Origin of the sequence: Streptomyces sp. NPDC101165, assembly GCF_044768135.1 — a bacterium.
Classification (GTDB): Bacteria; Actinomycetota; Actinomycetes; order Streptomycetales; family Streptomycetaceae; genus Streptomyces.
Genome location: NZ_JBIWPG010000026.1, coordinates 1 through 26415 on the forward strand (window position 1 = coordinate 1; position 26415 = coordinate 26415).

Here is a 26415-nt window from a genome sequence, read left to right on the forward strand (position 1 = left end):
GAGTTGCCTACGTGTCACACCCAGCGTCCTACCAGGTCCGGCCCCCGCACGGGACCAGAACCCGAGATTGATCACGACCGCACACAGGCCCTAGTGGGTCCGTGAGCGGAAGGTGCGGCGGTAGGTGTCCGGGGGGACGCCGAGGGTGCGGTTGAAGTGACGGCGCAGTGTCGTGGCGGTACCCATGCCGGTGGCCGCTGCGATGGTGTCGATGCTGTCGTCAGTTTTCTCCAGCAGTTCCTGTGCGTGACGGATCCGCTGGCCCAGCAGCCATTGCAGGGGAGTGGTGCCGGTTGCCGCGCGGAAGTGGCGGCCCAGGTGGCGTGAGCTCATCCGGGCCTGGCGGGCCAGGTCCTCCACGGTCAGGGGTTGGTCGAGCCGCTCGATGATCCAGGGGAACAGGGCGGTGAGCGGGTGGTCGTCCTGGGCGGGCACGGGGGCGGTGACGAACTGGGCCTGGCCGCCGGACCGGTGCGGTGGGACGACCAGGCGGCGGGCGACGGCGTTGGCGATCGACGAGCCGTGGTCGAGGCGGACCAGGTGCAGGCACAGGTCCAACGCGGCGGCCTTGCCGGCGGAGGTGAGCACGCTCCCGTTGTCCACGTACAGCACGTCCGGGTCAACCTCCGCCTCGGGGTAGCGGGCGGCCAGGACGTCGGTGTGCGCCCAGTGGGTGGTGGCGCGCTTCCCGTCCAGCAGGCCGGCTTCGGCCAGGACGAACGCGCCGGTGCACAGGGAGGCCACACGGGCGCCCGCGTCGTGGGCCGCGCGCACCGCGTCGACCAGTTCGGCGGGCGGGTTCACGTCGACGTCGGCCCAGCCGGGGACGATCACGGTGTCGGCGCTCTGGAGGTGGTCGAGGCCGTGGTCGGGCTCCAGATGGAACCGGCCGAGGGGCACGATGTCCGGCCCGCAGACCGTGAGGTCGTACCAGGGGACGGTGACCGCGGCCGGTGCGGAGCCGAAGACCTCGTGGGCCACGGACAGTTCGAAGTGCAGCATTCCGTCGGTGACAGCCAACGCGACAGCGCTCATGTCCGAAACTGTACGGCACATGTCGTTCCGGACACTCATGATTGACAGTTCAATCGCGACAGGATGGTCGCAGTTGATCAGTTCGGAGCACAGGGGAGAAGTCATGGCAGCGGGGCAGACGGTGACGGTGTATGGCGCATACGGGCACACGGGCCGGTTCGTCGTGACACACCTCCAGGAGCGCGGCTTCGTCCCGGTCCTGGCCGGGCGCGATGTCCACAAATTGAAGGCGTTGGCGGACGAGTACCCCGGACTCGGCGTCCGTGCTGCGTCGGTCGACGACTCGGTCTCGCTCGACCGCGCGCTGGACGGCGTGGCAGCCGTCATCAACTGTGCGGGGCCCTTCGCCACGACGGCGGCCCCCGTGGTCGAAGCAGCTCTGCGCGCCGGAATCCCGTACGTCGATGTGGCGGCCGAGATCGAGGCCAATGCCGACACCTTCGCGCACTTTGCGGACCGCGCCCACGACACGGGCACGGTGATCGTTCCCGCGATGGCCTTCTACGGAGGCCTCGGCGACCTGCTGGCCACTGCCGCGATGGGCGACTGGACCGAGGCCGACGAGGCGCACATCGCGTACGGCCTGAACAGCTGGGAGCCCACGGAGGGGACGCGCGCCGCGGGCAAGGTCTCCGTCGAGCGGCGTGGTGGCCGCCGCGTCCGCTTCACGAACGGGCAGTTGGAGTACCACAACGACGAACTGCCCACCCTGAAGTGGTCCTTCCCCGACCCGATGGGCCCCCGGGCTGTCATCGGCGAGTTCACGATGGCCGACGTCGTCACCATCCCCAGCCACCTGTCCATCCCCGAGGTGCGCACCTACATGACGACCGAAGCAGCCGGCGGTGTCGTGGCCCCGGACGCGCCGACCCCCACCGCGGTCGACGAACACGGGCGTTCCGCACAGACCTTCCTCGTCGACGTCGTCGTGCGCTCCGGCGACTCGGAACGGCGCGCCGTAGCCCGGGGCCAGGACATCTACGCCGTCACCGCACCGCTCGCGGTGGAAGCGGTCGCCCGCATCCTCACCGGCCGGACCAAGGCGGTCGGCGTGGCCTCCGCCGGAGAGATCTTCGACGCGCCCGACTTCCTGAGCGCACTGTCCCCGCACATCATCGTGGAACTGCGCCCGTAACGAGCGGCCCGCCCGCACGGTGCGCCTTACGTACCGATGACCGGGCCGATCCCCCGGATTCGGATCACCGCCGCGGAGAGGATCTTGTTACGCATCGTTGTCGCGTCTCCTCTTGGTGCTCAAGGCAGTTGGTGTGACCGGGGGTGGTCAGCGGGCGAAGACATCCGCGAACTTGCGGCCCTTGACCACCGGATAGCGGAAGTCCGTCGCGTTGAAGGCGTTTGCGTACGACGTCGTCAGGCCCGAGGTCGCGCCGCGCAGCACCCACGCCGCCCCGTCGTCGTACCCCCCGGACACCACGTCCTCGCCGAGCGCGCCGATCGCCAGGTCCGCCCTGCCGTTGCCGTCGATGTCGCGCAGCCGCAGCGAGGAGCCGAAGTGGTCGCCGGCCTCGGCGGCGCCCGGTACGCCCGGCGTGGCCTGGTGGAAGGACTGGGCCCCGCTTGTGGTCAGTCCGGCCGAACTGCCCTTGAGCAAAACAACGTTGCCGACGCTTCGGCGGCCGTCCACCTCCTCGTACGAGGCGCCGACCGCGATGTCCGCGTAGCCGTCGCCGGTCGCGTCGCCCACCGCGACGGCGGCGCCGAAGTTGTCGTAGCTCTCGTCGGTTCCCGGCACACCGGGGCTGGCCTGGGTGTACGTCTTACCCGTGACGGGCAGTCCGGCCGTCTTGCCGTACCGCACGGTGAACGAACCGCCGTTGGCGACAGCTGTGTTGCCGGTGACCAGGTCGTCGTATCCGTCGCCGTTGATGTCGCCCGCCGCGACGGCCCGATCCCAGGCGGCGCCGCCCGCGGCACTGCCCTCGGCCAGCACCGCATAGGAGGAGCCGATGTCGCCGGGACCGCCGCGGAGCAGACCCACGTAATTGCCGGTGATGGTGCCGGTGCTGTCCATGCGCCGTCCGTGCAGGACGAAGTCGCTGCCGTCTGTGCTGGAGAAGTGGCCGGCGACGACACCGTCGAGGCGTACGCTCTCGGGCAGGAACCGCACCTCCGGCGCCAGTGCGCCGTCCTGGGTGGGCTTCCCGTCGGCGTACCACCAAAAGGTGTTGGCACCGACGACGACCAGGTTGTCGGTGCCGTCGCCGTCGAGGTCGGCGAAGGCGGTGCCCGTCCCGAACCCGAAGGCCTCGGCGTTCGGGGCGGTGAGCAAGGTGCCGCCGGACGTGAACGGGTTCGCTCCGCCCCAGACGATGGTCACCGAGCCGCTCGGCTTGCCCGTGATCTGCTCGTAGGGTGCGCCGACGATCAGGTCGGCGTAGCCGTCGCCGTCGACGTCGCCGCTGGTGACGTTCTTGCCGAACTGGTCCGCGGACTCCGAGGTCCCGGGGACGCCCGGGGTGTTCTGGGTGATGTTCACCGACCGGGCGGGGCTGACGCCGGAAGACGAGCCGAAGAGGACGGTGACCGTGCCACCGCTCGCCTTGGGCGTGCCGATGGCCAGATCGCGATATCCGTCACCGTTGAAGTCGTCCCACAGCCCGGAGGGCGCCGCACCGGCACCGGGAGCACTCAGTCCTGCAACGGCAAGGGCAGCAGTCGCCACAACGGCGAGGGTACGTATGCGCAAGGTCATGCTCCTGTCAGCGAACCGAGGCTTCAGCGAGATACGACACGCGTGATGAACAGAGGGTTGTACACGACAAAGCACAAGGTGAACGCACGCCGCCGCCACTGCTATCGCTGTGGGCGGCGTTCCTCCCACAGCTACTGCTGGGAAGTGCGTCCATGCGATGGGGGCACTTGCCAGCGCTGGGCATCCCGGCGTGGAGAGCCGGGCATCTCGCTGTCAGTGCCGTCGAGTAGGTTCTGTCCGTTCGGCCCGAGAGGCGGGCTGCCGAACTCGAGGGCTCGTCGCTGTGAGCATCCACATGCACATGCGTGCCGTTGCGGAATCCGAGATCCGGGACGACCACACCTGGCTCGCGGCGTTCATGGGGGAGGCTTGGGAGAATCAACCCGCCGAGTACGCAGCGGGCGTCGCCGTGTCGATCGACAAGGTCTGGGATTCCGTCAATGACCTCTACGCCGCTGCCGAAGTCCTCGATGCGGATGCCGACGAGCTCTGGACGTTGCCGATTTACGGCGGGCGCCCCGTGGCACACAGCGTCGATGCCGACCCCTCCAACCCACCCCTGGGGATTCTGGAGCCGCCTGGGGTGTCACAGGCCGCAGGCTTCCTCGCGAGTGTCTCTTTCGACGAGCTGTGGAATGCCGCCAGTGCCAAGCTTGTCTGGCCCGGCTGGGACGACGCGCAGGTCAGGCAGGAATTCCTCGACTATCACACGCTCCTCGAAGGGTTCTACGGGCGGGCGGCTACAGCAGGCCATGCCGTGGTCAGGGCGGTGTGGGCTTGAGACGTGGTCGCATGCCGGTCACAGCCGTTCGTTGATGGCGGCGACCAGCAACGTCGCCTCGTAGCGGACAGCAAGTCTGTCGTATCGCGTGGCGACGGCCCGGTGCCGCTTCAGCCGGTCGATGCCGCATTCGCCGGCGTGCCGGGCCTTGTAGTCCTCCGGGTCCGTATCGCCGGCCGGCCCGGCTTCTTGCCCTTCGGCAACAGCGGCGCCAGCACCGTCCACTGCGCATCCGTCAGATCTCCTCGCCCCACGAATCGAGATCGTCACATACTCAAGATCCACTATTGATTCACGCCCTGGCTGGAGTTGAGCGTTTCCCGTTCGGTTGGTCTGACCACCTGTTAGCGTGCGCGGATGGAAGATCTGGGATCCGTGGCTTGGCCGCCTGAGCCGATCAGGACCGAGAGGCTCGTGCTCCGGGCGCCCGAGACCCGCGACCGTGCTGCGTTCATCGAGCTGCTCGCCTCGCCAGAGGTGCACACATACCTCGGCGGTCCCCGGCCGCGTGACGAGCTTGAGCGCGAGATGTCCGGGGTGCCCGAGCGGTGGCCCGGGAGCTTCGTCGTTGATCTCGACGGGTCGATGATCGGCCAGATCCTGCTCAGGAGAGCAACGGGGCACCGTCGCCCGGCTGCCACGGGGAAGGCCGATCTTGGCTACCTCTTCCTTCCGCGGGCGTGGGGACGCGGGTACGCCGCCGAGGCGTGCGCGGCGGCACTTGGGTGGCTCGCCGACGCGCTTCCCGGCGAGCCGGTGGTGCTCACCACCCAGACCGCAAACGTCGGCTCGATGCGTCTCGCGGCGAAGCTGGGGTTCACTGAGGTAGAGCGGTTCGAGGCCTGGGGCGCCGAGCAGTGGCTCGGCATGTGGTCCCCGGTCACGCCGTCCAGTTGAGTTTGCGACGGAACCACCAGGGAGTGCCCGCCCATCCACGCGCGAGTGGCCTGCAAGCGCGACTTGCCCGCGCGCATGCCGGCCGTCTGAAAAGGGGGGCTCCGCTCCCGCAACAGCCGCCGGTGCTGCGGGTGATCCGGCGGCGGCCTGTGCGCCTGCGTCCCGTGCACACGCGCCGCAGGGTCAGGAGCGGGCCGTACCTCACCGACGCCGCAGGGCCAGGACGCATGCCGGCCGGCTCGGCCGGTCAAGAGGCGGGCTGAGCAGCAAGATCCGTACCGCAGTCGACGCTGCCGGGCTACCCCTGTCGTTCGTGCTCGCCCCCGGACAAACCGCGGACTCGGTGTGCACTGCTCCTCTTCGCGGTCCGGGCCTGTCCATACGGCTGGCTCGCCTCCGCCATGCGTGTGTGGCGCACGCCCGCCGCGCGGTCAATGCCGCTCTCGTTAGGGTTGGTCAGTACATATGACCAAGCTCGTCGAGGAGATCAACGGGTGTCCGATCTGGACTTCTACGCTCACTTCGCCACGCATTGCGACGTCCTCGGGGCCGGAATCGGATCCGGCCTCGCCGCATGGGAAGCCACGGTGGGGCCGGACTATCTCGACGATGCCGGCAAGGGGCTGCTGCGCCGGGACTACGGGCTGGTGGAGCTCTCCTTCTCGGATGCCGACGGGCCCCTGTCCTGCTTCGGGGTCAGCGTGCAGGTCCACCGGTTGGTCCACGGGCCTTGCGTACCGCCAACCCTGGAACGGGAGTACGGGGAGTTCGCGTCCCGTGCCCGGTTCGAGGAGTTGCGGTCCGTGATCCTGTCCCTGGGATGCACGGTCGAGCCCGATGACCTTTCAGGGGACATCCACCGCTATCGCGTGCCGGAGTCCGGCGCGCGCATTTTCGTCATCGCCGATCCCGACCCGCATGGGGACGGCAATCACGATGTCAACGACCCGGAGATTCACCAAGCAGGCGACGTATGGGCGTTGAGCATTTCTCCGGCCTGGTGGGGGCCGCGCTAGGAGGCGTCTGGCGGGTCAGAGGCGGAGTCACAGGCGAATGGCTGTTGCGGTCACGGTGCCGCGAGAGGGCGGTATGTGAGGTGACGTCGTATCTGTCGTCACGGATACGTGTGGGATCGCTGCATCTCCGCTGCCCGGGAGGCATGGGGGTGCTGGAGTATCACCTGTGGGCGACCGCCAGTCCTGCAAAGGCCAAACAGGCATCACCTCAGGTGCCGCCCTCTGGGGCGCTCTGTCGCGCCGATGAGCGGACACGTCGTTCTGGCGCCCGCCGAGAAAACCCGTTGCGAGTGACCCGCATCGGATGTCTGATTGATCGGCCATCGATCAGGGGAGGGAAAATGAGGGCGTCGCTGCCCGCCCCCGCGTTGCACACCGCTCGCCTTCGACTGCGTGCCTTCGAAGACGCGGATGCGAACGACCTCTTCGCACTGCACAGCAGCGCCTACGTGCTGCGCTACTGGGACGCGCCACCGTGGAGCGAACGCGTGCGCGCCGAGAAGTTCATCACGGCTTGCCGGCAGATGGCACAGGAGGGCACCGGGGCGCGGCTGGCGGTAGATCGTGTCTCCGGCGGGGCGTTCATCGGCTGGTGCAGCCTGAACAGGTGGAATCCGGACTACCGCAGCGCGTCGCTCGGCTACTGCTTCGACGATGCAGCGTGGGGCCACGGCTACGCGACCGAGGCCGCGCGCGCTCTGCTGCGGTGGGCATTCGACACGCTGGACCTAAATCGCGTCCAAGCTGAGACCGATACACGCAACGTGGCTTCTGCCCGCGTGCTGGAGAAGCTCGGCTTCGTGCGTGAAGGGATGTTGCGGGAAGACTGCGTCGTCAACGGCGAGGTCTCCGACTCGTGGGTCTACGGGCTGATCAGGCGGGAGTGGCAGCCGTCGTCCGAGCCGGTTCCCGCCCACTGAGTTCCGTCGCTCGGCCCCCTTTCGAGGACCTGGCCGCCCTTCCTCGCAACCATTCGGGGGGGGGGCACACGGCAAAGCCCCGCCCATCCGCCACGGGGGAAGCGGACGAGCGGGGCCGTCAGGAGGACCGGTCAGGCAGACCAGGCCCGCACGAGCAGCGTGCCCAGAGACCCGGGGGCGCGGAGGAGCTGCGCGTCGAAGTCGATGAAGCCCTGCTGCGTGACTCTCTATTGCGGGGGTGCCCCTATGTCCTTCGCGAAGCGATCGTGATGATGGCCGGCATGACGGATGACGTTCAGGGCTTGGGCCGTGGGAGCCGCCAGGGATGGACGCCGCTGCATTTCGCGGCTGATGAGCAGGATGCCGTGGCTGCCGGCTCTCCACTGGCGGCCGGTGCGTGGGTGGATGCCCCGGATGCGCAGGGCAATACGCCCTTGTGGCAGGCGGTGTTCACGTATCGAGGTGATGGTGCGGTGTTGTCGTTGCTGGTGAATGCCGGTGCCGATCCGGACAGGGGCAACCTTCATGGTGTGAGCCCGCGGCGTCTTGCCGACTGGCGTGTTGGTTCAGATGTTGTGGTGCATCTCGGGGAACGTCATGCCTCGTAGTCCCGTTTCCGCAGGTCAGGTCCCTTTGGCGGGCTGCGGCTCATGGAACGTCCCGTCGCGGAGCATGACGAAGAGGACGTCGGCTCGGCGTCGGGCGAGATTGAACAGGGCACCGGCGTAGGCGGCGAGATGGCCGGCGGTCGGGAAGGGGCTGGTTGCGCCTTCAGCAGTTCCTCGATCCGCCCGGCCAGCAGTTGACGCTGGTCAAGCACGACCGTCAGCGACGCGGCGAGGCTCGGGTGATCAGAGTGGCCGCCTCGGTCCCTGGGACTGTCACGGTCTGCTCGTCCCACGCGGCGAAGATCTCATCAGCTAACCGCTCGGCCATCCTCAGCGCCTTAGGGCGCAGCAGCGTGACCGGCCCGAACATGACGTGACCTCAATGACGTACGGTGCCGACCACCGCCTGGTCGCCGGAGCAGCTGACAAAGCTTCTACGATCCGGTTGATCACCGAAAGCGGGAGGGACATGGCCGAGGGCCGGGAAATGGACGCGGTCGCCGAGAGACCGGTGGAGCTGGCCTACCGGCCGACCGTAGGCGATTTGGCGTCCGCGCTGCGGGCACGCGCGAGGAGCACCGGCGCGGGACGCTTTCAGCGCGGGGTGCTGGTCTGGACGGTGGCGGTCACGACCGTCGGCGCCCTGCTGTCGGCGGCTGGCTCCGGCCACCGGGCGAGATGCATTGACTCCTTTGGCAAGCCGTCGGTCTGCGCGTAGAGCGCGGTCGCGAGGGAGTCCAAGTCGGTCGTCACCACCGGATCTTGGGATCCTCGCACTCTGCGGGGAACACCGGGACGAGCCGAGCGTTGTCAGTGGCGACCTATAGCGTGCGCGGACCAATGGTGCGACGCGATGGGGGATGTACAGATGGAGTTCCGGATCGAACGAAGCGCTCTCGCTGAGGCCGTGGCCTGGGCGGCCAGGTCGTTGCCCGCACGTTCGCCTGCGCCCGTGCTGGGCGGCTTGATGCTGCACGCGGCGGAAGGGCGGCTGCGTATCTCGGGCTTCGACTACGAGGCGTCCGCGAGCATCGAGGTCCCGGCGGACACGCTGACAGCCGGTCGGGTGCTCGTGCTGGGGCGCAGACTGCTGGATATCTGCCGGGTGTTGCCCGACGCGATGGTGGTGTGCGCGCTGGAAGGCGCGCGTTTCACGCTGGAAGGGGGCGGTACGCTCTTTGGGCTGTCGACCTTGCCCACACAGGAGTATCCGGCCCTTCCCGAGCTTCCCCCCGTTCACGGAAAGGTGGATGCGGCAGAGTTCGCGGCGGCGGTCGCGCAGGTCGTGATAGCTGCCGACCGTGACGACTCCCTCCCGGTGCTTACGGGGATCCAGCTCCTGCTGGATGGCGAGTCGATGACAGTGGCCGCTACGGACCGGTACCGGTATGCCGTGCGCACGGTGCCGTGGAAGCCGGAGTTGGCAGGTTCTGAAGCGGTGCAGGTGGTGGTTCCAGGCCGCCGACTGACCGAGATCTCCCGTTCGCTGGCGAAGTCGGGACTGATCACCATCGGGCTGACCGGTTCAGGCGGCTCGGGTGGTGGCTTGATCGCCTTCGAGGGCACCGGGATGCGTACGACACTGCGGTTGCTGGAAGGGCGGCTGCCGCGCTACGACAAGTTGTTCACGCTGGACAGCCCGGCAGTCGCGGTCACGGAGCGGGAGGCGCTCGCCGACGCGGTCCGCCGTGTCGCGGTCGTCGCGGCGCCGAACAGCCCGATCCGGCTCGATTTTTCCGCCCAGGGAACCGTCCTCCTGCAAGCGGGGTACGAAGACGACATTGCTTCGCAGGAGCTCGCGGCCGCGTTGGCCGGCTCCGATGATCTGGCAGTTGCTTTCAATCACACGTACTTGCTGGAAGCCCTCAACTCCTTCAACGCCTCGCGCGTGCGCTTTGAAATTCTGGCTCCTGGCCAGCGGGCACTGCTCAGTGGCGTACCGGACGAGGACGACGCGACGTACGAGGACCACCGCCATCTACTCATGTCACTACGGCAACTGAGCTGACGAACATCAAGAGCAACCCCTTGCCATAGATCATCTAGGGCTCTGGGGAGGGTTCAGCTTGTCCTGCGGTAGTTGCGGACTCGGTGGATTGTTGCCTGTGCTGCCGGGGTGGTTGCGGAAAGGTCCCCCAGGTGGCGCAGGCCTGATCGATGCGTCCTAGGCGGAGCTGGATCTCGGCGAGAGGGGGCGAGGGTCATGGCGCGAGAGCGGCGTTTTCCCTCGTGGCGGTTGCGCAGGCTCGCGGTGTAACCCCGGCCGCCGGCTAGGAGGTCGCCGTGGACGCGAGGATCTGGCCGCGTTGGAGTCCGAGGGCGGCGCGGTGGTGGGTGCCGAACTCGACGGGCCCGGACAGGGAGCGTGCCAGCTGCCGTTCGGTCTCGGTGACCTGGCTGAGAGCGAGGTGTCGGTCGGCTCTCCGGCAGCCGCAGCGGCGATCTGGCCGAGGAAGAAGGCGCGGGTGCGGGGCTGGGCCTGGGCGCGTCCGGCGTCGTGGGCGGTCTCGGCGAAGGCGAGGGCGTTGTGGTGGTGGCCGAGGTGGAGGGCCTGGATGCTCAGGCCGCGCAGTGCGTGGCAGTACGTGAGCGGGTCGTCCGCGCGGGCGGCCCTGGGGGAGTGCTCGGGGGCGGACCAAGCGGAGGCTGACGGGACCTTGGAGCAGCAGGTAGTGGACCTGACTGACCGGATCGAAGAGCTGGACCAAGACCTCATCGCCGCTCGGGCAGCCGACCGCGAACTGATGGGGTGCCGAGTCACCGGCTGACGCGGCTGGGATCGGTTGGATAGTCGGGCAGGGCCACCGTGCTGCTGACTTTCTCCCCGAGCCTCAGCATCCCGTTCAGGAACAAGGGGCGGGAGAGCAGGGCGTTGCGGAACCGTATGCCGGCGGCGGTGCCGGGCGCGAAAAACTTTCCGGTGCGGTCACCGCCTGCCTGACAGCCCTTCGCGTACTTGCGGAGCCTGCTCTCGTACCGGGTGAAGGCCACTCGGTGGTCGCCCTGGGCTCGCGCGAGTTCACCGGCCAGCACATAGGCGGCGACCACTGCAGTTCCCGTGCCCATGCCGCCGATCGTGGCTCCACAGGCGGCGTCCCCGACGAGGCACACTCGCCCTGTGGACCAAGTATCCACGTCGGCCCGGCTTATCGAGTCGAAATACGGGTCCGGAGCCTGGTTCAGCGTGCCGAGAAGGTGGGGCACCTCCCAGCCGAGGCCGGAGAACGCGTTGCCGAGCAGACGCTTCTGCTGTTCAGGGTCGTGGCGGTCGTACGACAGCTCAGGCGAGGCGAATACGAAGAACGCCCTTGCCTGGGCCGGGTCCCGGTGGTCGGTGGCGGCGGAGGCGAACCGACCCGGGACGTTGTAGCCGATCGAACCCTTTCCCAGGCCCAGGTCGTTGGCCAACTGCCAGGTGGCGGCGTAATAGCCGAGGTGGCTCACATAATCCTTCTCTGGGCCGAAGGCGAGACGACGGACGTTGGAATGCAAACCGTCCGCCCCGATGACCAGGTCGAAGTCGCGCGAGGCTCCGCGTTGGAAGTCGACCCGCACGCAGGAGGACGTCTCGGCGAGGCTGGTGATCGAGTCGCCGAAGATGTACTCGGTGTAGGGGAGGCTGTGTTCGTACAGCACTCGGGCCAGGTCTCCGCGGAGTACCTCTATCTCGCCGCCGGCGAACTCGGCCGGCAGATGCAGCAGAGTGCGGCCGAGTTCGTCGACGAATCGCATTGGGGTGCCGCCGGTCTGGATACGTCGTAGTTCGGGGATCAGGCCCATGCGCTCCAGCACGGTCAGATGTGCTTCACCACGGAAGTCGACGGCCTGGCCGCCCTGGCGCAGGTGCGGGGCGAGTTCGACGACGGTGGGTCTGAAGCCATGGCGACCCAGCCAGTAAGCCAGCGCTGGGCCGGCGGTACTCGCACCGGAGATGAGCACTTTCCTGTTCACAGGTTCCTCCGCTCCAGAAACTGTGTCCCGCGGACACTTATGATTACTGTGTACCCTAGACACAGTTGGTAGGCCGGGGCAGGAGAGGCGGCAGACATGGGTGGCGAGCACGCCGAGGTGGTGCGGCTGCTGTGGGGTCCGCATCCCAAGCCCGCACGGGGTCCCCGACCGAAACTCGACCTCGACCGCATCGCGCAGGCCGGGACCGAGATCGCCGACTCGGAGGGGTTGGCCGAGGTGTCCATGCAGCGCGTCGCCATGCAACTCGGCGTGACCAAGATGGCGCTGTACCGGTACGTGCCGGGCAAGGCAGAACTGGTCGCTCTGATGGTGGACGCCGCGATCGGCCCGTACCCGGGAGCAGAGGCGCGGCGCGGTGGCTGGCGAGAGCAATTGGAGGAATGGGCCAGTCGGCTGATCACCGTATTTGGCCAGCACCCCTGGGCGCTGGACGCCACCGTCGGGCCGCGGATCCCGGGACCTGGAGAGCTGTCCTGGCTGGAGCACGCCATCTCGGCCCTGGACGGTACGGGGCTGAGCGGTGCCGAGCGGATGGACGCGGCTGTTCTGCTGGTGAGTCACGTACGCGGCATCACCCAACAGATCCGTGCAGCGGGACCGGCAGGCAACCCCGAGGCCCAACTGGGCGCCACACTTGCCGATCTGATGCAGGCGCACGGCGAGCAATTTCCCGCGCTCGCTGAGGCCCTCACGTCAGCAGCCCATTCCGACGGGCAGGATCAGGCATGGGAGTTCGGCCTGCAGCGCATTCTGGACGGCTTGGCCGCGCTCATCGACCAGCGCGCACGTTGACCGCGGCTCGGATGACCGTGCTCTGTCCCTTCTCTGCTGGGTGGAGTCCGAGATCGCGGAACGGATCGCTGCGCGAGGGCGTCACATCACGTCAACTTCTCAACGCTCAACGCCAGGACCCATACCGCCGTAGTAGTAGGTCGGCGAGGTGAACCACGACTCGGCGTAGTACTTCGTACCGTCGCAGGGCTGATTCACCGGCGGGCCCTGAACGAACCCGGACGGCCCCCAAACCGTGCTGCATTTCTTCCAGCCGCCACCTGGTGGGGGTTGGTCTGGCCCGTGTACCAGTTGATGCAGGTGTGCACGTAGAGGCCGTCGGCATACACGTCCGGGTTGCGGCACGCGTAGTCGGTAGTGGCTGCGTGGGCTCCGGCAACTGTCCCGATGAGGCCTGCGGCGGCCAGAGTCAGGGTGGCTGCGGTGGTTGCGGTCATTCGCCTGAGGCCGCGCAAGGTGTCACCTCCTTATGCTGGCGACTGGCGTCGGAACACCGAGGCCACGCACAGGAACCGTTCAGTGACGGACCAGGCAGAACGGATGACCTGCGGGGTCGCTGTATATCCGCCAACTCCGTCCGTCCGCACCGTCGTCCAGCACTCTGGCGCCCTGGGCCAACACCTGTTCTTGAGCGTGGTCCAGGTCGGCGACACCGAAATCCAGGTGGAACTGCTGCGGCCGGCTCGGGTCCGGCCACAGCGGCGGCTGGTACTCCGCTACCCGCTGGAAGGCCAGGACGAGGCCGGACGCCGTGTGCAACGTGGCCCAGTCCTCGCTGAGCGCCCATCGCCGATCCGGCTGGTTGACAGTGCCGCCAAGGAGCGACTGGTAGAACTCGGCGAGTTCACCGGGGTCGGAGCAGTCCAGTACCACGCACTGCAGATCAGCAATCACGGGGGTAGATCCTAGGAGGCTACCCGACGGCTCGACCACTCATAATGGAGATCGCCGAGACAGGCCCTAGTTGAGCTGTAGCGTGCCGAAGCAGGTGTGCAGGCCATCGCACCCGCGTGAACCAGCACCGACAACAGCGTCCGCCTTCACCGACTGCGAATCGATGATTCCCGCCGTCGACTGTGGTCGCCTGCCCTCTGTCTCCCGGACCCGCTCGCGCAGCCGGTCGTTGAACTCCCTGATCAATTCGTTGTCAGGCCAGCGCCGGAGGAAGGGCAGACCCGGTCCCAGGGCGGGAAGTCCGCAGGCGTGACCCGTCACTTGAACCCGTTGTCGACCAGGTAGCGCAAAGCATCGGCTTTCTGCCGGTGGCTGTAACTCTCCGGCTGCCCGCCAGTCACACCCGGGGGTTAACGGCCTGGACTGCACCGCTACGACCGCGTACGACTGCGACAGAGTGGCTCTTCCTTTGTCCTCCGGCTTCGACAACCGCGAGCTACTCGGGAGCAAGAGAACAGCTTCTCAGCTCGAACGAGCAACGACCTGTTCGACGACTGAGAGGCGCCTTTCGCACTGTGGGCAGGTTGCCTCGCCGAAGGCATAGGTCAGGGCGTGTGCCACATCCCCGTGGCCGTCTGCCAGGGCTAGTTCGTAGAGGCGGCGGCCAAGGCCGTAGAGGGTTCCAGGGGTGGCCGGATGGAGGGGGAGGGTTTCGACATCGTCGGAGAGGGCGTAGTCCTCCGACGTACTGAAGAAGCCCCGCTCACCAATGATCACCCATAGCGCCGCGCACCCGTCTGGATCGGGGCACTCAAGCTCGTACTCCTCACTGACGATGCCCCAGATCAGGTCCTCGGCCCAGTGAACATCACCTTCCAGGTTCAGAACCGTCTCAAGCAGGTGGCAGTAGTCGTTCCGGGCAGCAGTGGCCTGCCGCCACCGATTCGCGGCGGCCAGCAGGCGTGCAACTGCGGGCGCCTGCTGGTCTCGTAGTTTCCGGGTCTCGTATCGCTGATCGGCCTGAACAAGGAGGGCACCAGCCAGATGGAGGGCCGCAGCCGCCGTGTCGGCGTCGTCGCCCTCAGCCATGCTCATCAGCGCAGGCAGCACCAGTGGATGAGACGCTTCGAGGGAACCATTGTGATAGAGCTCCGTCCAGAGATCGCTCCAGACCTGACTGTCCCGACCGGTGGCGGCACGGTTCAGCAAGGTGGTCAGGCGGCAGGAATCGGCGTCGTCTGCACGGGGAGCCGGGGAACTCTCGTCCATGCCCGACATCCAAGCAGGCTCCAGAGGGTGTCGCTTCATGCCAGTCATGGCGGAAGCCCAACCGGCTCCCCCTACTCGTACCACTGTTCACCATGATCGATGGCGCAATGGCTTCCAAGGCCCGTTTGGCGTCAGCCCGGAGCGTAGTGACCTGCGGACGCCGGCAAAGGGCCCGCCGCGTACCGGATAACTCCCCGAAGATCGGTGGCGTTTAGTGTCGCGTCTCATCCAGTTGTTCAGTAGGTACCTGCTCTGAGCTGCCAACTGAACAATCGATGGATCAGAGCTGATCGCACGGGTGTCTCATGCAAAACTTCAGCTCGTGCGGCAGTCCGGTCGAACGACTGCGTCGACCGTGTCAGCCGCCCGTTGGAGGGCAGGGTCCTCAGCGCGTCAATTGATTGACGAGGGCCTCGTACCGAGTCGCGTCGAACCGCAGGACAGGGACATCGGCGAACTCGTCGTCCGCTTGGAGATCCGACGAGTCGTCGCTCTCCCAAGCGAAGTCGCTCCACGTCACCACGCGGTCGCCGGAAGGGGCGACCTCCCGCCCGACACGGACTGCGACGGTGCCACACCCCAGGTCAGCACATTGCGAGCACGCGTACAGCGGGACACGTCCCGAAGGGAGCTGACTCCCCGAGCGCCCGAGCAAGGCGAGCAGATCATCCGAGTTCTGCGTGCGCACCGAACCGTTCGCGCTCACCCTTGGCCCGGAAGGCGTCCACCGTGACATCCAGGCGCCCAGCGCTCGCCCATCGATGGTCCAATCCCCGAGGTGTCGTACACCGTCGAACTCCTCGACGACATCGAGCAAATTCACCATGCCTGTCCCCCCGACCACCCACACCATCCGGTGCCGCCCACAGCTGTTCCTCGGCGGCATCCACCGCAGCCAACAATCGGCTACCGTGACGAACTCACAGCGCAGGCTAGCACCCTGAAGATCGGAAGGTGTGAACGGCTGCCCTGGACCGGAGTCGTAGATCAACGCGCCCGCCACGTCGCCATTGGTCGGGGCGAAAGAGACAACCGCCGCCAGGCCGGGCCTTCAGGAGACAGGTCCCGAAGGTCCGCGCCAGCGGGCGGCTCTGCCTTCATTCCTGGCTCACACACATGGCGTCGGATCATGCCACCCGTCACCGACTGACCTACATCGGCGATGCGGCGCCCATCACACCCGGATGCCGAGTTACTGAACTACCTAATCGAATTTTTGGCGAGACGCTGAAGCACTGAATGAGAGCGGACATCTGGAGTGGAAATCAGGAAGGCTCGCGCGCGTGGTCTCGGTATTGCAGAACGCGGCGATTGACCGTGCGGATGCCTACGAGCTGGCCCGGTTCTGGAGCAGGGTGTCCGGCCGTCCGCTGCGTCCGGAGGGCAAACCGGGTGATCCGGAGGCTCAGGTGCTGCTGGCGGAGGGCCCAGTGCAACCAGGTGCCTTCTTTTCACCCCCGCTGGCGGCAGTGACGTAGGCGTCGTGGTCTTGGCAGGGTCCAGCGGGCGCATCGAACGCGAGCGAGCGCGCATCCTCGCTCAGCAAGGCTTCACAGCCTTGGCGATCCGCTGGTTCGGCGGGCCTGGGCAGTCCCCAGGAATCTGCGAGGTTCCCTTGGAGACCTTCACAGCCGCCGTCGCTTCCCTTTGCCGAGCAGCTGGCTCAGCGTCGGCGCTCGGCCAGGGCGAGCGTGCGTCTGTTCGTTCGCGACGACGCCGGCCACCGACCACGCCTTCCCGGCGAGAGCCCGGCATCGGCGTCCCCGCACTTCAAGTACGGGGGCACACCTGAAGCCGACGTGCTCCTGGGCAAGGCTGCGTGGCCCCACATCCTCGACGTGCTCGGCGGCGAAGGCTCCCAGGCCATGGCGGGCTGATCGCGAACCAGGCTGAATGACAGATTCGTTTCGGTGATCAAGAGGTCTCCTCTCGCTTCCTGATCTCCGGGATTCCGAGATCGGCGATCCGGGTGGTGCTCTGGTTCCGGATGCGGTCGTGGCAGTGAGCTGGGAGCGCCACGTGCCACCGTCTACAGGCTCTCGGTGTTCACCATCTGGGCTGGGGAGGGGGTGCGGCCGATCAGGTCGAGTGCGGCTTGCAGGCCGTGGTTGCGGCGGGTGGCGGCGACCCCGTCCAGGTCCCAGCCCGTTTCGCCGACGACGGTGTTGCGACTGGGTACGTCCGGGCTCTGGGAGATCAGGGCCCTGCGGCGTTGCGGCCCGCTTCGCGAACAGGCTGGCGGAACGTGGCGCGGTAGTCCCGCGGTCGCTGGCCCGTGTGCCGGGCGAAGATGGCGCTGAAGGTGCTCGTGTCCGCGTACCCGAGGTCGGCGGCGATGCGGAGGATGGTCCTGTCGGTCGTCTCCAGCAGATGACGAGCCCGGCGGACCCGTGCGGATTGCAGGTACGTCAGCGGGGTCTGGCCGGCCTCCTGACCGAAGCGGCGGAGCATGGTTCGCGTGCTCACGTGAAACGCTTCGGCGAGGGCCGACAGGTCGTAGCGAGTCCCGAGATTCTGGTCGAGCCACCGCTTCACACCGAGTGAGAAGTCGCGGCCGACGGCGGGCATCAGCTCCAGGTCGACGTAGGGAGCCTGGGTGGAGCGTGCGTCGTCGACGAGGGCGATGCGTGCGGTGCTGCGGGCGACGCGGGGGCCGTCGTGCTCACGGATCAACTGGAGTGCGAAGTCGTACATGGCGCTGAAGGCGGCCGTCGTCGTCACACCCCGGTCGGTGAGCACCAGGTGCTCGGGGCGCACCGTCACGTCGGCGTATCGGCGAGCGAACTGATCCGCGAACAGCCAGGACGTCGTCGCCTCGCGTCCGTCGAGCAGGCCGGCCTCGGCAACGAGGAAGGCGCCGACACAGATCGACACGACGACGGTTCCGGAGGCGGCCTGCGACCGAATCGACGCCACTTCGGGCCTCAGGTTCGCGAGCGTCGCGTCGAGGTCGAGCCTGGGCGAGAGCTCGAAACCCGGCACGATCAAGACATCGACGGGCCGCAACGCCGAGACCTCGATGGCCGAGCCGCCGGACGCCACCACCCGTCGCCGGGGCGAGACGACGGACACCTCGTACGGCGGTCGGTCCGATCCTTGCGCCGCGGCGACGTGATCGGCCATTGCCAGCAGGTCGGGGATCCCGAACACCTCCGAAGCGAAGCAGCCGGGATACGCCAGCACACCCAGGCGCAGCGGTTTCATGATTCCTCCGGCTCCCCACAGGCTGGCGATATCGCCGCACCATGTGGCGATATCGCCGGTTCCCGTGGGGCGAGTGTCTCACCACACTCTCGATCATGACAACGATGAGAACGCGGCGCGACGACCCCTTGGACGACTTCTCCCGGAGAGTCGTCACCGTCGATGACGTCGGCAAGACCGTGTACGTCGCCGGGTCAGGACCCGGCGTCATCCTGATGCCCGAGATGCCGGGCATCAGCCCCGACGTCGCGCGGTTGGCACGCTGGGTACGCGATGTCGGCTTCCGCGTGTACCTGCCCTCTCTCTTCGGCGTCGACGGCGCCTACCCAACCACCGAGGCAGGCGGCGCCGTTGCCCGGCGCGCATGCGTCAGCGCCGAGTTCCGTGCGTTCGCCGGGGGCGGCACCAGCCCCGTCGTGGCGTGGCTGCGCGGCCTCGCGCGGATCGCGCATACGGAGTGCGGTGGTCCGGGCGTCGGCACGGTCGGGCTGTGCTTCACCGGCAATTTCGCGCTGGCCATGGCACTCGAACCGGCCGTCATCGCCCCGGTCGTCAATCATCCCTCGCTGCCGCTCGACGACCCCGGGGGTCTGGAGATCGCAGACGAAGACGCTGTTGCCCTGGCCGAACGCATCGAACGAGACGGATTGACGGTACTCGCCTACCGCTTCGACAACGACAGGTGGTGCACGGGCCGGCGGTTCGCGGCCTACCAAGCACTCCTGGGCGAAGCGTTCGACGGCCGCGTGCTTCCGGCCGATGTGGCGAACACGAACCCTCCGCCCTTCTTCCGCGACGTCGTCGGGTGCGCCCACAGTGTCGTCACGGCACATCTCGTGGACGAGCAGGGCCACCCGACGGTGCGTGCCCGTGATGAGATCATCGCCTTCCTCACGGAGCGGCTCGGAGGGTGACGCGCGACCGCCTTCGACCAGGTCGGGCTACTGACCGGCAAGTATGGACCGACCGCATTCTGTACGAGGCACAGCAGGCCACCGACCCGGTCCACGTCGATCAAGTCATCCTTGCCAGACGGCATGCGCAGTCGCGTGGCCGGCGCCTACAGCACGGTCAACTACGGCATCCGCCCCATCGGCGCCCTCGTCGGAGGCATGCTCGCCACCGTCTTCGGGCTACGGACAACCCTGATCACGGCCGCCGTCGGAGGAGCGCTGTCGCTGCTCTGGCTACTCCCGTCACCGATCCCACGCATTCGCTCTCTGGCCCACATCGATCCACTCCCCGCCGACGACGGCACCGAGACGGACACTCAACCGGCGCCTCGATGACACGTAGCCCTAGATCGATGCCGGTCGCTCAGCAGATCCGCCCGGCCATGCGTACCGACACAGGGGACAAGGAACCCTGGCGTATGCGGGCAGTTGGCCGCCGCACGGGCGTGACAGCATGCGGCCATGCCCTTCCCGCACCCCAACGGCGATTACGCGATCACCACGATGTACTCCGTCCCCGATGACGCCTGGTACTTGGAGCTGGACCTCGTTGCCGAGCAGCGAAATCTTGTGACCGCGATCGTTCCCGATGAGGACCCGGAACGGGAGCCGACGGTGTGCTTCAACCCTCATGGGCGACACCTGGACGTGCCGTACGAGGTCATGCGCTGGTTCATGGACCAGGTCGAGCAGGAGATCCGCACGTCCCGCGCCTGGATGCGGCTGCGGCCCGAGCTTGTCGAGGTCATTTACCAACTGCGCCAGGAGCACCTGGGTGTCATCGACGATGACGACTTTCGTGATGTCCTGGCGGAGGTGAGCGCCGCAGTCCCCCAGGCAGACCTCCCCGCCGTACTTGAAGCCGCCTTCGGGCGGAAACCCGACGGCACCACCATTGACCAAGGACAAGCGCTCCGGCTGCCGGATGACCAAGGAGACAGAGCCTAGGCGGCAACCATGTCGGACACCAACAACGGCACTCCTCACTCAGGAGAGGGTCTGTGGCAACGCCGTGGCTGACGCATCCTGACGTCGTGACCCCGAGGGCCTGGTCTTCCCACGACCAGGCCCTCTGCCGTGGCGCGTACGGGCTCGTCACTGACAGCGTGTCGAACGTTCGCGCTCAACAGCCCTGTCCCGGTGGGGGACTGGCGTCCTCGTGGCCGCCACGGGACCGAGCAGGGCCACTCTGATGATCAAGGGTTGCCGGAGCGGAACCCACGTGAACAAGCCTCCGGGTGCGCGACAACGCCACCGAGCCGCACGGACCATCCATGAGCTCTCTGGCCCCCGGTGGGCGGGCGGATCAGCGCAGTCCGGCGAAGAGGTCGTTCTCGGGCACGGCCGCTCCGGTGGTGTCCTGGACACGTACGAAGGTCTCGACCCCCATCAACTCGGTGAACCTCTCCTGGCCCATCCTGAGAAAGAAGATGTTCTCGCCCTGGCTGGCGTGTGCGGCCAGTGCATCGAACTTCTGGCCGCCGAACGCGGTGGTGTCCACCCAGGTGGTGATCTCCTCGTCGGGGAGTCCGATCTCGGCCATCGCGGCGGCCTCAGCGGGATCCGGCTCCTGCACGTCCGCACCGAACTCGCGCATGACCTCCCCGAACCGCTGCATCATCGAGCGGGGCGCCGTCGTCCAGTACACCTTCGGTGTGAATGAGGTCATCGCCAGCGCCGCCATGGTGATGCGGTTGGCCTGGATGTGGTCGGGGTGGCCATAGAAGCCGTTCTCGTCGTAGGTGACGACCACATCGGGCTGGTAGCGTCGCAAGAGTTCCGCGAGCCGGGCAGCGCCCTCCTCCACGGGTGTCTGCCAGAAGGAGCCGGGCGCGTCATTGGTCGGCCAGCCCATCATCCCGGAGTCGGCGTAGTCCAGCATTTCCAGATGACTGACCTTCAGGATTTCGCAGCTTGCCTCGAGTTCTTGACGCCGCATCAAGGCGACGGCCGCGGGATCGTGCCCGGGATCGCCCGGCTTGACGCCCCCCGGTCCGTCACCGCAGCCGCCGTCGGTACACGTGACGAGGACCGTGCGAATGCCCTCCGCCGCATACCGCGCGAGGACACCTCCTGTACCAGTGGCCTCATCATCGGGGTGGGCGTGTACAGCCATGAGCGTCAAGGGCCGGTCATTCATGAAACAGTCCTCCTGTGTGAAAAGGCATTGGTCCGAGTCTGCGGCGGACGTATGAGCGGCCGCCCCTCGATATCGGATGTCGGATGACCGGGCGTACCGCGGACCCGAGGGCCCCGGATGACGTCGGGACGGCATGTTGGTTTCTGTGTTCCCCCGCCCGCGTGGTGCCGGTCTCTTGGTCGGTGCAACAGTGTTGGCCAGCCCGGGTGTTCCCGCCGCACGCCGGAACACCCGTGGGCCTTGGCCTTCGCGAGAGCGCCGGCTCGCTGCACCGGCCCGGGCGCGGCAGGCGGCGCCTGCTGCAGGACATCGCCGCGGAGCTGGGAGTCGGCCGGTGGACCATCTCCAGTCGGCTCCGTGATGTCGGGGTTCGCCGTTCGGACAGCATGCCGTAATCATGGGTGGCCGTACGTGGATGACCACCTGCCCCGGGGGCTCGCACGATCTGGCGCTCGTGCGAGCTCGGGTGTTCCTGCTGACGCTCCGATGACAGACCGCCGGGCCCGGACGTGGGGAACTGCTGTGCCGGGATGCAGTGGCGGGCGAGGCCGGCATCCCGGTCGTGGCTGCATCGGTGGGCTTCGGGGGAGCGAGCCTTCTGCCTGCTGTGACTATCGCGCCGCCGAAGGGCGACGGCCTTGAACGCAGAGGAATCCTGGTAGGGGCTGGTCACCGGGCCTCATTTGCGAGGCATCGTCCATGGAGTGCATCCACTGGTTCGGGCTCATGTCAATTTCCGACGCGGATCATCCAGTCTTGTGGCCCCACTGCGGGCCGACGAGTTCCCATTCCCTGTCCCACTGCTCGATGCGTTGCCGTTCGAGTGTCCACCGAGCGAGGCCTCCAACGCCGAGGACGAGGCCGCTGAAGGCCAATACGGCCCCAGCGGCCAGGAGATCGGCTTCTGCGGCCGCCTCTGAGGGACTCGGGGGCTGGGCGACGACCTGACCCCTGTCGTCCGTCCAGACCAGGATCCTGGATCCGGCCTTGATACCGGTGTTCACCAAGGCCTCGTCGGTGTGGACGGATCCGTTGGGCGCCGTCCACCGTACCCGCGTGGAGATCCTGTCGTGCGTGGTCCAGGTCCCCGACAACTTTCGAGGTACGTCGGTGAGGAGCACGGCGCGCACGGGATGGCGCTCCAGTCGCTGCCGGGTGAACACCTCACTGGCCGAGTGGGCTGTCAGCAGGCCGATGACGGTGCCTCCCACTGCGACAACCACCCATACGGCCAGTACCACCCAGGCCTCGACGACGTCGCCATGCCGCCGTAGGGGATTGCTCCGCCATCGCCAAAGCACCTTCTTGGTACGCCGGTTGCCGTTCATGAGCCTCCCTCTCCCCCTCATCGCACTGCCCATGAAGGTGACAGCCGGAAGCAAGCCGCGGCATGGGCCGATCAGGCAGTCGTGGAGGGGCTTTCGGACCTGCTCGCAGCTGCGCCTGGGTCCGTTCGTCCCAGCCCCCGCAAGTAGGGAGCCGGCGGCGCTCCCGGTTGCCTCGCACACCAGAGGCCGACCGCGTTCGGATCCCGTGGTAGGACAGCCGCCCCGGGTCGGCCGCTCTCGTCGGCCCCTCAGCGGGCGGGGGGAGACGGGTCGCTCTCCGGCACGGTCGGGACCCATGGGCCCTGATGCCCGGGCGTCATCCGGCTCAACGTGAAAGAAGCGAAGCACCGCTGAACCCTGTGGCTTAAGGACAGACTGATCGATGTTCCCCGATGACGGCTTCCGCGAGCTTGCGCGGCACGAGTGCCTGCGGCTGATGGCCAAGGCACCCGTCGGTCGCATCGTCTACACGCGCCAGGCCCTCCCCGCCGTGTCGCCGGTCAACTTCAGCCTCGAAGCCGATGGTGCTGTCGTACTGCGCGCTCCCGCAGCTTTGGACCTGGCCCGCGCTGTCGACGGGGCAGTGGTCGCCTTCGAGGCCGATGACGTCGACACGGCCAGGCAGTCAGGATGGAGCGTGGTCATCACAGGCTCGGCCACGGTGGTGACCGACCCCGCCGAGCACGACGGCCTGACCCGTACCGGCCCCGTCTCCTGGGCGCCGGCGTCGGAGGAGGTCTTCATCCGCATCGAGCCGGAACTGGTCACCGGCCGGGAGCTTCTTGGCGGACGGGCCGGGTACGGAGTGGATCACGGCCCCCGATGGTTTCCTGGGCCTCCCGGGAGCTGTGCCGCCTGCTGACCGACGCAGTCGACGTACCGCGAGAACGCGAGGACCGCCATGGCCCGACCGGGCATTCAGGGGCGAGCAGGGCGAAGCAGGTTTGCAGGGCTGCTGTGTCGACGCCACAGCGCCTGGTACAGACCGGGTGCTGTGGTCGTGCGGGCCGTTTCGGTGAGCCGGAGGGCATACAGGGCACGGGCACGGCAGCCGTGATCAGCTGCCGCACCATCAGGGCTTCAAGCGTCGCAGTGTGCATGAGAACCACAGCCGCGCGGGTGCGGAGGGCTGCTCGGCTGCGCCGGACGACGGCACGGATGGTGTCGTCCGCCGCTGAGCCCTGCCCGTAGCAGGAGCAGGCTGTCTTCCAGTAGGGCCGTTCGGGCATGCTGTCTCCCATGGTCAGGGAAGACGACGAGGGCACCGGCAGGGACGAGCGGTTTGGAACCGAGCGTTCCGGCGTGGTACCGCCGTTGCGGATGGATGCGCTCCTGAGCGAGCTGCAGGAGCATGTAGAGCGGGTCCGTGGTGGTCGGGACCGCATGCAGACCTTGCTGGATGCCGTGATGGCGATCGGCAGCGACCTCGATCTGGAGGATCTGCTGCGACGGATCGTGCAGTCCGCCGTCGATCTGGTGGACGCCACCTACGGCGCGCTGGGCGTGCTGGGCGAAGAGGGCACGATCCGGCAGTTCATCACGGTCGGCATGGACGAGGAGGCGATCGCGAAGATCGGTCACTACCCCGAGGGACGCGGCATTCTGGGCCTGCTGATCCGGGAACCCCAGCCCCTGCGACTGGACGATCTGGGAGAGCACCCGGCGTCGATGGGTTTCCCGCCGGGACATCCGCCCATGCGTACGTTCCTGGGCGCCCCCGTGCAGGTGCGCGGGAAGGTCTTCGGCAACCTCTATCTGACGGACAAGCGTGGCGGTCTGTCCTTCGACGCCGACGACGAGGTGGTGCTGCAGAGCCTGGCCGCCGCGGCGGGCGTGGCGATCGACAACGCCCGCCTGTACGAAGGCAGTCGCCACCGCGAGCGTCGCCTGTCCGCCAGCGCGGACATGACCCGTGCGCTGTTGTCGGGGACGCCGCCCGAGGACATCCTGCGGTCCCTGGCCGACACGGTTCGGCAGATGACCGAGAGCGACCTGGTCACCCTGGCCCGGCCCGTGGGGGACGGCCAGGATCTGATCGTGGAGGCCGCGGCCGGTGAGAGGGCCGACGAGGTGCTCGGTCTGGCTCTGCCGGCGACCACTCTGGCGGCGAAGGTGTTCACTACAGGAGAGCCGATCACGAGTGAGACCCTCACCGACGACCCCCGTGGGTCGGGTGGCAGCGCCTCCGTGGTGCGCCTGGGCCCTGCCTTCTTCGTACCCGTAGGGGACAGCGAGGGGGTACGTGGTGTGTTGCAGGTGGCCAACGCGCCCGGCAGACCCTCTTTCAGCGACGCGGCCTTCGACATGGTCCTCACCTTTGCCGATCAGGCGGCCCTGGTGCTGAAGATTGCCGAGCACCGTCGGGAGTCCGAACAGCTCACGCTGCTCGGTGACCGCGACCGAATCGCCCGCGACTTGCACGACCAGGTCATCCAGCGTCTCTTCGCGGACGGACTGACGCTCCAAACCGTGCTCGGCCACGTGCACGACCGGCCCACCGCTTCCGAGCGCATCCAGCGCGTCGTGGACGACCTGGACGACACGATCAAGATCATCCGCTCGACCATCTTCGGCCTGCAGCACCGCGATCGGCAGGGGCGATCCGGTGGACTGCGCGCCCAGTTGCTCACCCTGACGGACGAAGCCACTCGGGTCCTCGGCTTCGCCCCGGCCCTGCGCATGACCGGTCTTCTGGACACCGACGTGCCCACCACCCACGCGGGCCACCTCCTCGCCGTCCTGCGCGAAGCCCTGACCAACACGGCCCGGCATGCCGAGGCCACGACGGTGGAGGTCACCGCCGAAGCCTCCGACCGGACGCTGCGGCTGACTGTCGCCGACAACGGACGCGGCGTCGACCCGGCCGTCACTCGCCGCAGCGGGCTGGCGAACCTGCGTAGCCGTGCCGAGGAACTCGGCGGTACCTTCGACGTCGCTTGCCGTGACCCTTCCGGCACGCTTCTGGAGTGGACCGTACCCTTGCCGGCCGACAGCGAGCCTGCTCAGGCGGGCGGCTGATCTGGCCCAGAAGGCACTTCCTGACCCCGGTCACGAGCGTCGCCACCTGTGTGCCGGCGGCGGTTCGCCTCGCTGCCGTCACTCAGGGCTGCGGCGACCCCCTCCGGGCAGAGGAAAGCCGGATCCAGGTTTCGGTCGGAAGGGCCGTTCGCCCCCCGGTGATCGGCATGCTCCGTGGGCCACTCTCCGGTCGGGGCGGGACGGGTGGCACTCACCCACGGTGGCGGCCGGGCTCAGCATGGACGGAACCCGTGCACCGGTCGAGGGAGGCTGGCTCATGCACCCCAACGACGGATTCCGCGAACTCGGTCGCGCCGAGTGCCTGCGCCTGCTGGCGACAGCACCCGTGGGCCGGCTCGTCTATACGCGGCAGGCCCTGCCCGCGGTGGTGCCGGTCAACTTCGGCCTGGACACGGACGGAGCGGTACTGCTGCGCACGTCGGCGGCGTCCGAGCCGGCCCGCGCGGTCGACGGCGCGGTCGTCGCGTTCGAGGCGGACGCGGTCGACACGGCACGACAGGCCGGCTGGAGTGTCGTCGTCACCGGGAGGGCCGAGATCGTGACCGACGGGCCGGAACTGCGACGCCTTGAGCGGATGTCCCCGTGCTCCTGGGCGCCGTCGCCCGACGAGGTCTTCGTCCGTATCGACCCCGAACTGGTCACCGGGCGTGAACTCGTCGGCGGCCGGACCATGTACGGCGTGCCCCTGTCGGGCTGACGCCCACGCATCGCCTCTCACCACCGGGACCGAACGTCCCTACGACGGTGGGGCCGGACAGCACGGCGACGGGCTCCCGCAGGCCCTGCCTTCCGCGGTGACGGGCGAGGAGCATCGTCTGCGGAGCCGCCCACGGGACCTTCCCTGAGCGGTGTCG

Annotated in this window: 26 protein-coding genes and 3 pseudogenes; 17 read left to right on the forward strand and 12 right to left on the reverse strand. The window is 67.8% G+C overall.

All coding sequences use genetic code 11. From position 1 onward, the window contains the following. Positions 1–90: 90 nt before the first annotated feature. Complete coding sequence (locus ACIRVH_RS39415) at positions 91–1035, reverse strand: helix-turn-helix domain-containing protein (RefSeq protein WP_403964214.1); 945 nt, start codon at positions 1033–1035, stop codon at positions 91–93. 103 nt (positions 1036–1138) lie between these two features. Here ACIRVH_RS39415 and ACIRVH_RS39420 point away from each other — a divergent pair, with 103 nt between their 5' ends. Further along, a complete protein-coding gene (locus tag ACIRVH_RS39420; protein ID WP_403964216.1) occupies positions 1139–2170 on the forward strand; it encodes a saccharopine dehydrogenase family protein in 1032 nt (343 codons plus the stop codon). Positions 2171–2317: 147 nt separating this feature from the next. Here ACIRVH_RS39420 and ACIRVH_RS39425 read toward each other — a convergent pair whose 3' ends face one another. Then, positions 2318–3742 (reverse strand): FG-GAP-like repeat-containing protein, encoded by a 1425-nt coding sequence (locus ACIRVH_RS39425; protein WP_403964218.1) that lies wholly within the window; start codon positions 3740–3742, stop codon positions 2318–2320. 289 nt (positions 3743–4031) lie between these two features. On the opposite strand from ACIRVH_RS39425, the gene ACIRVH_RS39430 reads away from it, so the two are divergent. Beyond that, positions 4032–4529 carry a DUF1877 family protein gene (locus ACIRVH_RS39430; protein ID WP_403964220.1) on the forward strand — a complete coding sequence of 166 codons (498 nt, stop codon included), beginning with the start codon at positions 4032–4034 and terminating at the stop codon, positions 4527–4529. A gap of 18 nt (positions 4530–4547) precedes the next feature. Here ACIRVH_RS39430 and ACIRVH_RS39435 read toward each other — a convergent pair whose 3' ends face one another. Next, on the reverse strand, positions 4548–4754 hold the full coding sequence (locus ACIRVH_RS39435) for a hypothetical protein (RefSeq protein ID WP_403964221.1): 207 nt from the start codon (positions 4752–4754) through the stop codon (positions 4548–4550). A 132-nt stretch (positions 4755–4886) separates the two neighbouring features. Here ACIRVH_RS39435 and ACIRVH_RS39440 point away from each other — a divergent pair, with 132 nt between their 5' ends. From ACIRVH_RS39440 to ACIRVH_RS39460, 5 genes and pseudogenes are all read left to right on the forward strand, one after another. After that, positions 4887–5426: a GNAT family N-acetyltransferase gene (locus tag ACIRVH_RS39440; protein WP_403964223.1), complete on the forward strand. Its 540-nt coding sequence runs from the start codon at positions 4887–4889 to the stop codon at positions 5424–5426. 238 nt (positions 5427–5664) lie between these two features. Next, a pseudogene (locus ACIRVH_RS39445) lies at positions 5665–5787 on the forward strand (IS5/IS1182 family transposase); the annotation flags it as partial. Between the two features lie 133 nt (positions 5788–5920). Next, positions 5921–6442 carry a hypothetical protein gene (locus tag ACIRVH_RS39450; RefSeq protein WP_403964225.1) on the forward strand — a complete coding sequence of 174 codons (522 nt, stop codon included), beginning with the start codon at positions 5921–5923 and terminating at the stop codon, positions 6440–6442. Between the two features lie 341 nt (positions 6443–6783). Beyond that, positions 6784–7362, forward strand: coding sequence for a GNAT family N-acetyltransferase (locus ACIRVH_RS39455; RefSeq protein ID WP_403964227.1), 579 nt, complete (start codon positions 6784–6786; stop codon positions 7360–7362). A 281-nt stretch (positions 7363–7643) separates the two neighbouring features. Next, positions 7644–7970, forward strand: a complete 327-nt coding sequence (locus ACIRVH_RS39460; RefSeq protein ID WP_403964229.1) for an ankyrin repeat domain-containing protein — start codon at positions 7644–7646, stop codon at positions 7968–7970. 15 nt (positions 7971–7985) lie between these two features. On the opposite strand, the pseudogene ACIRVH_RS39465 reads toward ACIRVH_RS39460, so the two are convergent. Both ACIRVH_RS39465 and ACIRVH_RS39470 read right to left on the reverse strand, forming a co-directional pair. Further along, positions 7986–8328: pseudogene (locus ACIRVH_RS39465) on the reverse strand (IS110 family transposase); the annotation flags it as partial. 236 nt (positions 8329–8564) lie between these two features. Further along, on the reverse strand, positions 8565–8723 hold the full coding sequence (locus ACIRVH_RS39470) for a hypothetical protein (RefSeq protein WP_403964231.1): 159 nt from the start codon (positions 8721–8723) through the stop codon (positions 8565–8567). A gap of 115 nt (positions 8724–8838) precedes the next feature. On the opposite strand from ACIRVH_RS39470, the gene dnaN reads away from it, so the two are divergent. Then, positions 8839–9978: a DNA polymerase III subunit beta gene (gene dnaN / locus ACIRVH_RS39475; protein ID WP_403964233.1), complete on the forward strand. Its 1140-nt coding sequence runs from the start codon at positions 8839–8841 to the stop codon at positions 9976–9978. A gap of 749 nt (positions 9979–10727) precedes the next feature. On the opposite strand, the gene ACIRVH_RS39480 is transcribed toward dnaN, so the two are convergent. Next, positions 10728–11921, reverse strand: coding sequence for an FAD-dependent monooxygenase (locus ACIRVH_RS39480; RefSeq protein ID WP_403964235.1), 1194 nt, complete (start codon positions 11919–11921; stop codon positions 10728–10730). Positions 11922–12017: 96 nt separating this feature from the next. Between ACIRVH_RS39480 and ACIRVH_RS39485 the strand changes: the two genes are divergently transcribed. Further along, on the forward strand, positions 12018–12734 hold the full coding sequence (locus ACIRVH_RS39485) for a TetR/AcrR family transcriptional regulator (RefSeq protein ID WP_403964237.1): 717 nt from the start codon (positions 12018–12020) through the stop codon (positions 12732–12734). Positions 12735–13250: 516 nt separating this feature from the next. Here ACIRVH_RS39485 and ACIRVH_RS39490 read toward each other — a convergent pair. The 3 genes from ACIRVH_RS39490 to ACIRVH_RS39500 form a co-directional block, all read right to left on the reverse strand. Continuing rightward, positions 13251–13628, reverse strand: a complete 378-nt coding sequence (locus ACIRVH_RS39490; RefSeq protein WP_403964238.1) for a VOC family protein — start codon at positions 13626–13628, stop codon at positions 13251–13253. A 522-nt stretch (positions 13629–14150) separates the two neighbouring features. Beyond that, positions 14151–14897 (reverse strand): hypothetical protein, encoded by a 747-nt coding sequence (locus tag ACIRVH_RS39495; protein ID WP_403964240.1) that lies wholly within the window; start codon positions 14895–14897, stop codon positions 14151–14153. 385 nt (positions 14898–15282) lie between these two features. Further along, positions 15283–15723 carry a hypothetical protein gene (locus tag ACIRVH_RS39500; protein ID WP_403964242.1) on the reverse strand — a complete coding sequence of 147 codons (441 nt, stop codon included), beginning with the start codon at positions 15721–15723 and terminating at the stop codon, positions 15283–15285. Positions 15724–16180: 457 nt separating this feature from the next. Here ACIRVH_RS39500 and ACIRVH_RS39505 point away from each other — a divergent pair. Together ACIRVH_RS39505 and ACIRVH_RS39510 are read left to right on the forward strand one after the other, a co-directional pair. Beyond that, a pseudogene (locus tag ACIRVH_RS39505) lies at positions 16181–16330 on the forward strand (VOC family protein); the annotation flags it as partial. 258 nt (positions 16331–16588) lie between these two features. Beyond that, entirely contained in the window at positions 16589–16774 is a 186-nt protein-coding gene (locus ACIRVH_RS39510; protein WP_403964244.1) for a hypothetical protein, read from the forward strand. A 319-nt stretch (positions 16775–17093) separates the two neighbouring features. Here the strand turns inward: ACIRVH_RS39510 and ACIRVH_RS39515 are convergent, their stop codons facing one another. Then, complete coding sequence (locus ACIRVH_RS39515) at positions 17094–18101, reverse strand: GlxA family transcriptional regulator (RefSeq protein ID WP_403964246.1); 1008 nt, start codon at positions 18099–18101, stop codon at positions 17094–17096. Positions 18102–18229: 128 nt separating this feature from the next. Between ACIRVH_RS39515 and ACIRVH_RS39520 the strand changes: the two genes are divergently transcribed. The 3 genes from ACIRVH_RS39520 to ACIRVH_RS39530 all read left to right on the forward strand — a co-directional run bounded on the left by ACIRVH_RS39520 (position 18230) and on the right by ACIRVH_RS39530 (position 20002). Beyond that, complete coding sequence (locus tag ACIRVH_RS39520; RefSeq protein ID WP_403964248.1) at positions 18230–19015, forward strand: dienelactone hydrolase family protein; 786 nt, start codon at positions 18230–18232, stop codon at positions 19013–19015. Between the two features lie 123 nt (positions 19016–19138). Further along, positions 19139–19390 (forward strand): hypothetical protein, encoded by a 252-nt coding sequence (locus ACIRVH_RS39525; RefSeq protein WP_403964250.1) that lies wholly within the window; start codon positions 19139–19141, stop codon positions 19388–19390. A 126-nt stretch (positions 19391–19516) separates the two neighbouring features. Continuing rightward, entirely contained in the window at positions 19517–20002 is a 486-nt protein-coding gene (locus ACIRVH_RS39530) for a hypothetical protein (RefSeq protein WP_403964252.1), read from the forward strand. A gap of 358 nt (positions 20003–20360) precedes the next feature. On the opposite strand, the gene ACIRVH_RS39535 is transcribed toward ACIRVH_RS39530, so the two are convergent. Together ACIRVH_RS39535 and ACIRVH_RS39540 are read right to left on the reverse strand one after the other, a co-directional pair. Beyond that, positions 20361–21194 carry a PIG-L family deacetylase gene (locus ACIRVH_RS39535; RefSeq protein WP_403964254.1) on the reverse strand — a complete coding sequence of 278 codons (834 nt, stop codon included), beginning with the start codon at positions 21192–21194 and terminating at the stop codon, positions 20361–20363. 746 nt (positions 21195–21940) lie between these two features. Further along, positions 21941–22522: a hypothetical protein gene (locus ACIRVH_RS39540; protein WP_403964255.1), complete on the reverse strand. Its 582-nt coding sequence runs from the start codon at positions 22520–22522 to the stop codon at positions 21941–21943. Between the two features lie 382 nt (positions 22523–22904). On the opposite strand from ACIRVH_RS39540, the gene ACIRVH_RS39545 reads away from it, so the two are divergent. The 3 genes from ACIRVH_RS39545 to ACIRVH_RS39555 all read left to right on the forward strand — a co-directional run bounded on the left by ACIRVH_RS39545 (position 22905) and on the right by ACIRVH_RS39555 (position 26258). Beyond that, the gene (locus ACIRVH_RS39545; RefSeq protein WP_403964257.1) at positions 22905–23384 is read left to right on the forward strand and encodes a pyridoxamine 5'-phosphate oxidase family protein; all 480 of its coding nucleotides are present in this window, start codon (positions 22905–22907) and stop codon (positions 23382–23384) included. Between the two features lie 377 nt (positions 23385–23761). Then, entirely contained in the window at positions 23762–25540 is a 1779-nt protein-coding gene (locus ACIRVH_RS39550) for a GAF domain-containing protein (protein ID WP_403964260.1), read from the forward strand. Positions 25541–25817: 277 nt separating this feature from the next. After that, a complete protein-coding gene (locus tag ACIRVH_RS39555) occupies positions 25818–26258 on the forward strand; it encodes a pyridoxamine 5'-phosphate oxidase family protein (protein ID WP_403964262.1) in 441 nt (146 codons plus the stop codon). Positions 26259–26415: the final 157 nt, after the last annotated feature.

Coding starts and splice junctions, on each gene's coding strand:
- ACIRVH_RS39550 (WP_403964260.1), top strand. CDS start 23,762: ATGGTCAGGGAAGACGACGAGGGCACCGGCAGGGACGAGCGGTTTGGA.
- dnaN (WP_403964233.1), top strand. CDS start 8,839: ATGGAGTTCCGGATCGAACGAAGCGCTCTCGCTGAGGCCGTGGCCTGG.
- ACIRVH_RS39500 (WP_403964242.1), bottom strand. CDS start 15,723: ATGGTGAATTTGCTCGATGTCGTCGAGGAGTTCGACGGTGTACGACAC.
- ACIRVH_RS39530 (WP_403964252.1), top strand. CDS start 19,517: ATGCCCTTCCCGCACCCCAACGGCGATTACGCGATCACCACGATGTAC.
- ACIRVH_RS39535 (WP_403964254.1), bottom strand. CDS start 21,194: ATGAATGACCGGCCCTTGACGCTCATGGCTGTACACGCCCACCCCGAT.
- ACIRVH_RS39540 (WP_403964255.1), bottom strand. CDS start 22,522: ATGAACGGCAACCGGCGTACCAAGAAGGTGCTTTGGCGATGGCGGAGC.
- ACIRVH_RS39455 (WP_403964227.1), top strand. CDS start 6,784: ATGAGGGCGTCGCTGCCCGCCCCCGCGTTGCACACCGCTCGCCTTCGA.
- ACIRVH_RS39515 (WP_403964246.1), bottom strand. CDS start 18,101: ATGAAACCGCTGCGCCTGGGTGTGCTGGCGTATCCCGGCTGCTTCGCT.
- ACIRVH_RS39440 (WP_403964223.1), top strand. CDS start 4,887: ATGGAAGATCTGGGATCCGTGGCTTGGCCGCCTGAGCCGATCAGGACC.
- ACIRVH_RS39525 (WP_403964250.1), top strand. CDS start 19,139: ATGCGCAGTCGCGTGGCCGGCGCCTACAGCACGGTCAACTACGGCATC.
- ACIRVH_RS39460 (WP_403964229.1), top strand. CDS start 7,644: ATGACGGATGACGTTCAGGGCTTGGGCCGTGGGAGCCGCCAGGGATGG.
- ACIRVH_RS39415 (WP_403964214.1), bottom strand. CDS start 1,035: ATGAGCGCTGTCGCGTTGGCTGTCACCGACGGAATGCTGCACTTCGAA.
- ACIRVH_RS39555 (WP_403964262.1), top strand. CDS start 25,818: ATGCACCCCAACGACGGATTCCGCGAACTCGGTCGCGCCGAGTGCCTG.
- ACIRVH_RS39485 (WP_403964237.1), top strand. CDS start 12,018: ATGGGTGGCGAGCACGCCGAGGTGGTGCGGCTGCTGTGGGGTCCGCAT.
- ACIRVH_RS39495 (WP_403964240.1), bottom strand. CDS start 14,897: ATGGACGAGAGTTCCCCGGCTCCCCGTGCAGACGACGCCGATTCCTGC.
- ACIRVH_RS39420 (WP_403964216.1), top strand. CDS start 1,139: ATGGCAGCGGGGCAGACGGTGACGGTGTATGGCGCATACGGGCACACG.
- ACIRVH_RS39545 (WP_403964257.1), top strand. CDS start 22,905: ATGTTCCCCGATGACGGCTTCCGCGAGCTTGCGCGGCACGAGTGCCTG.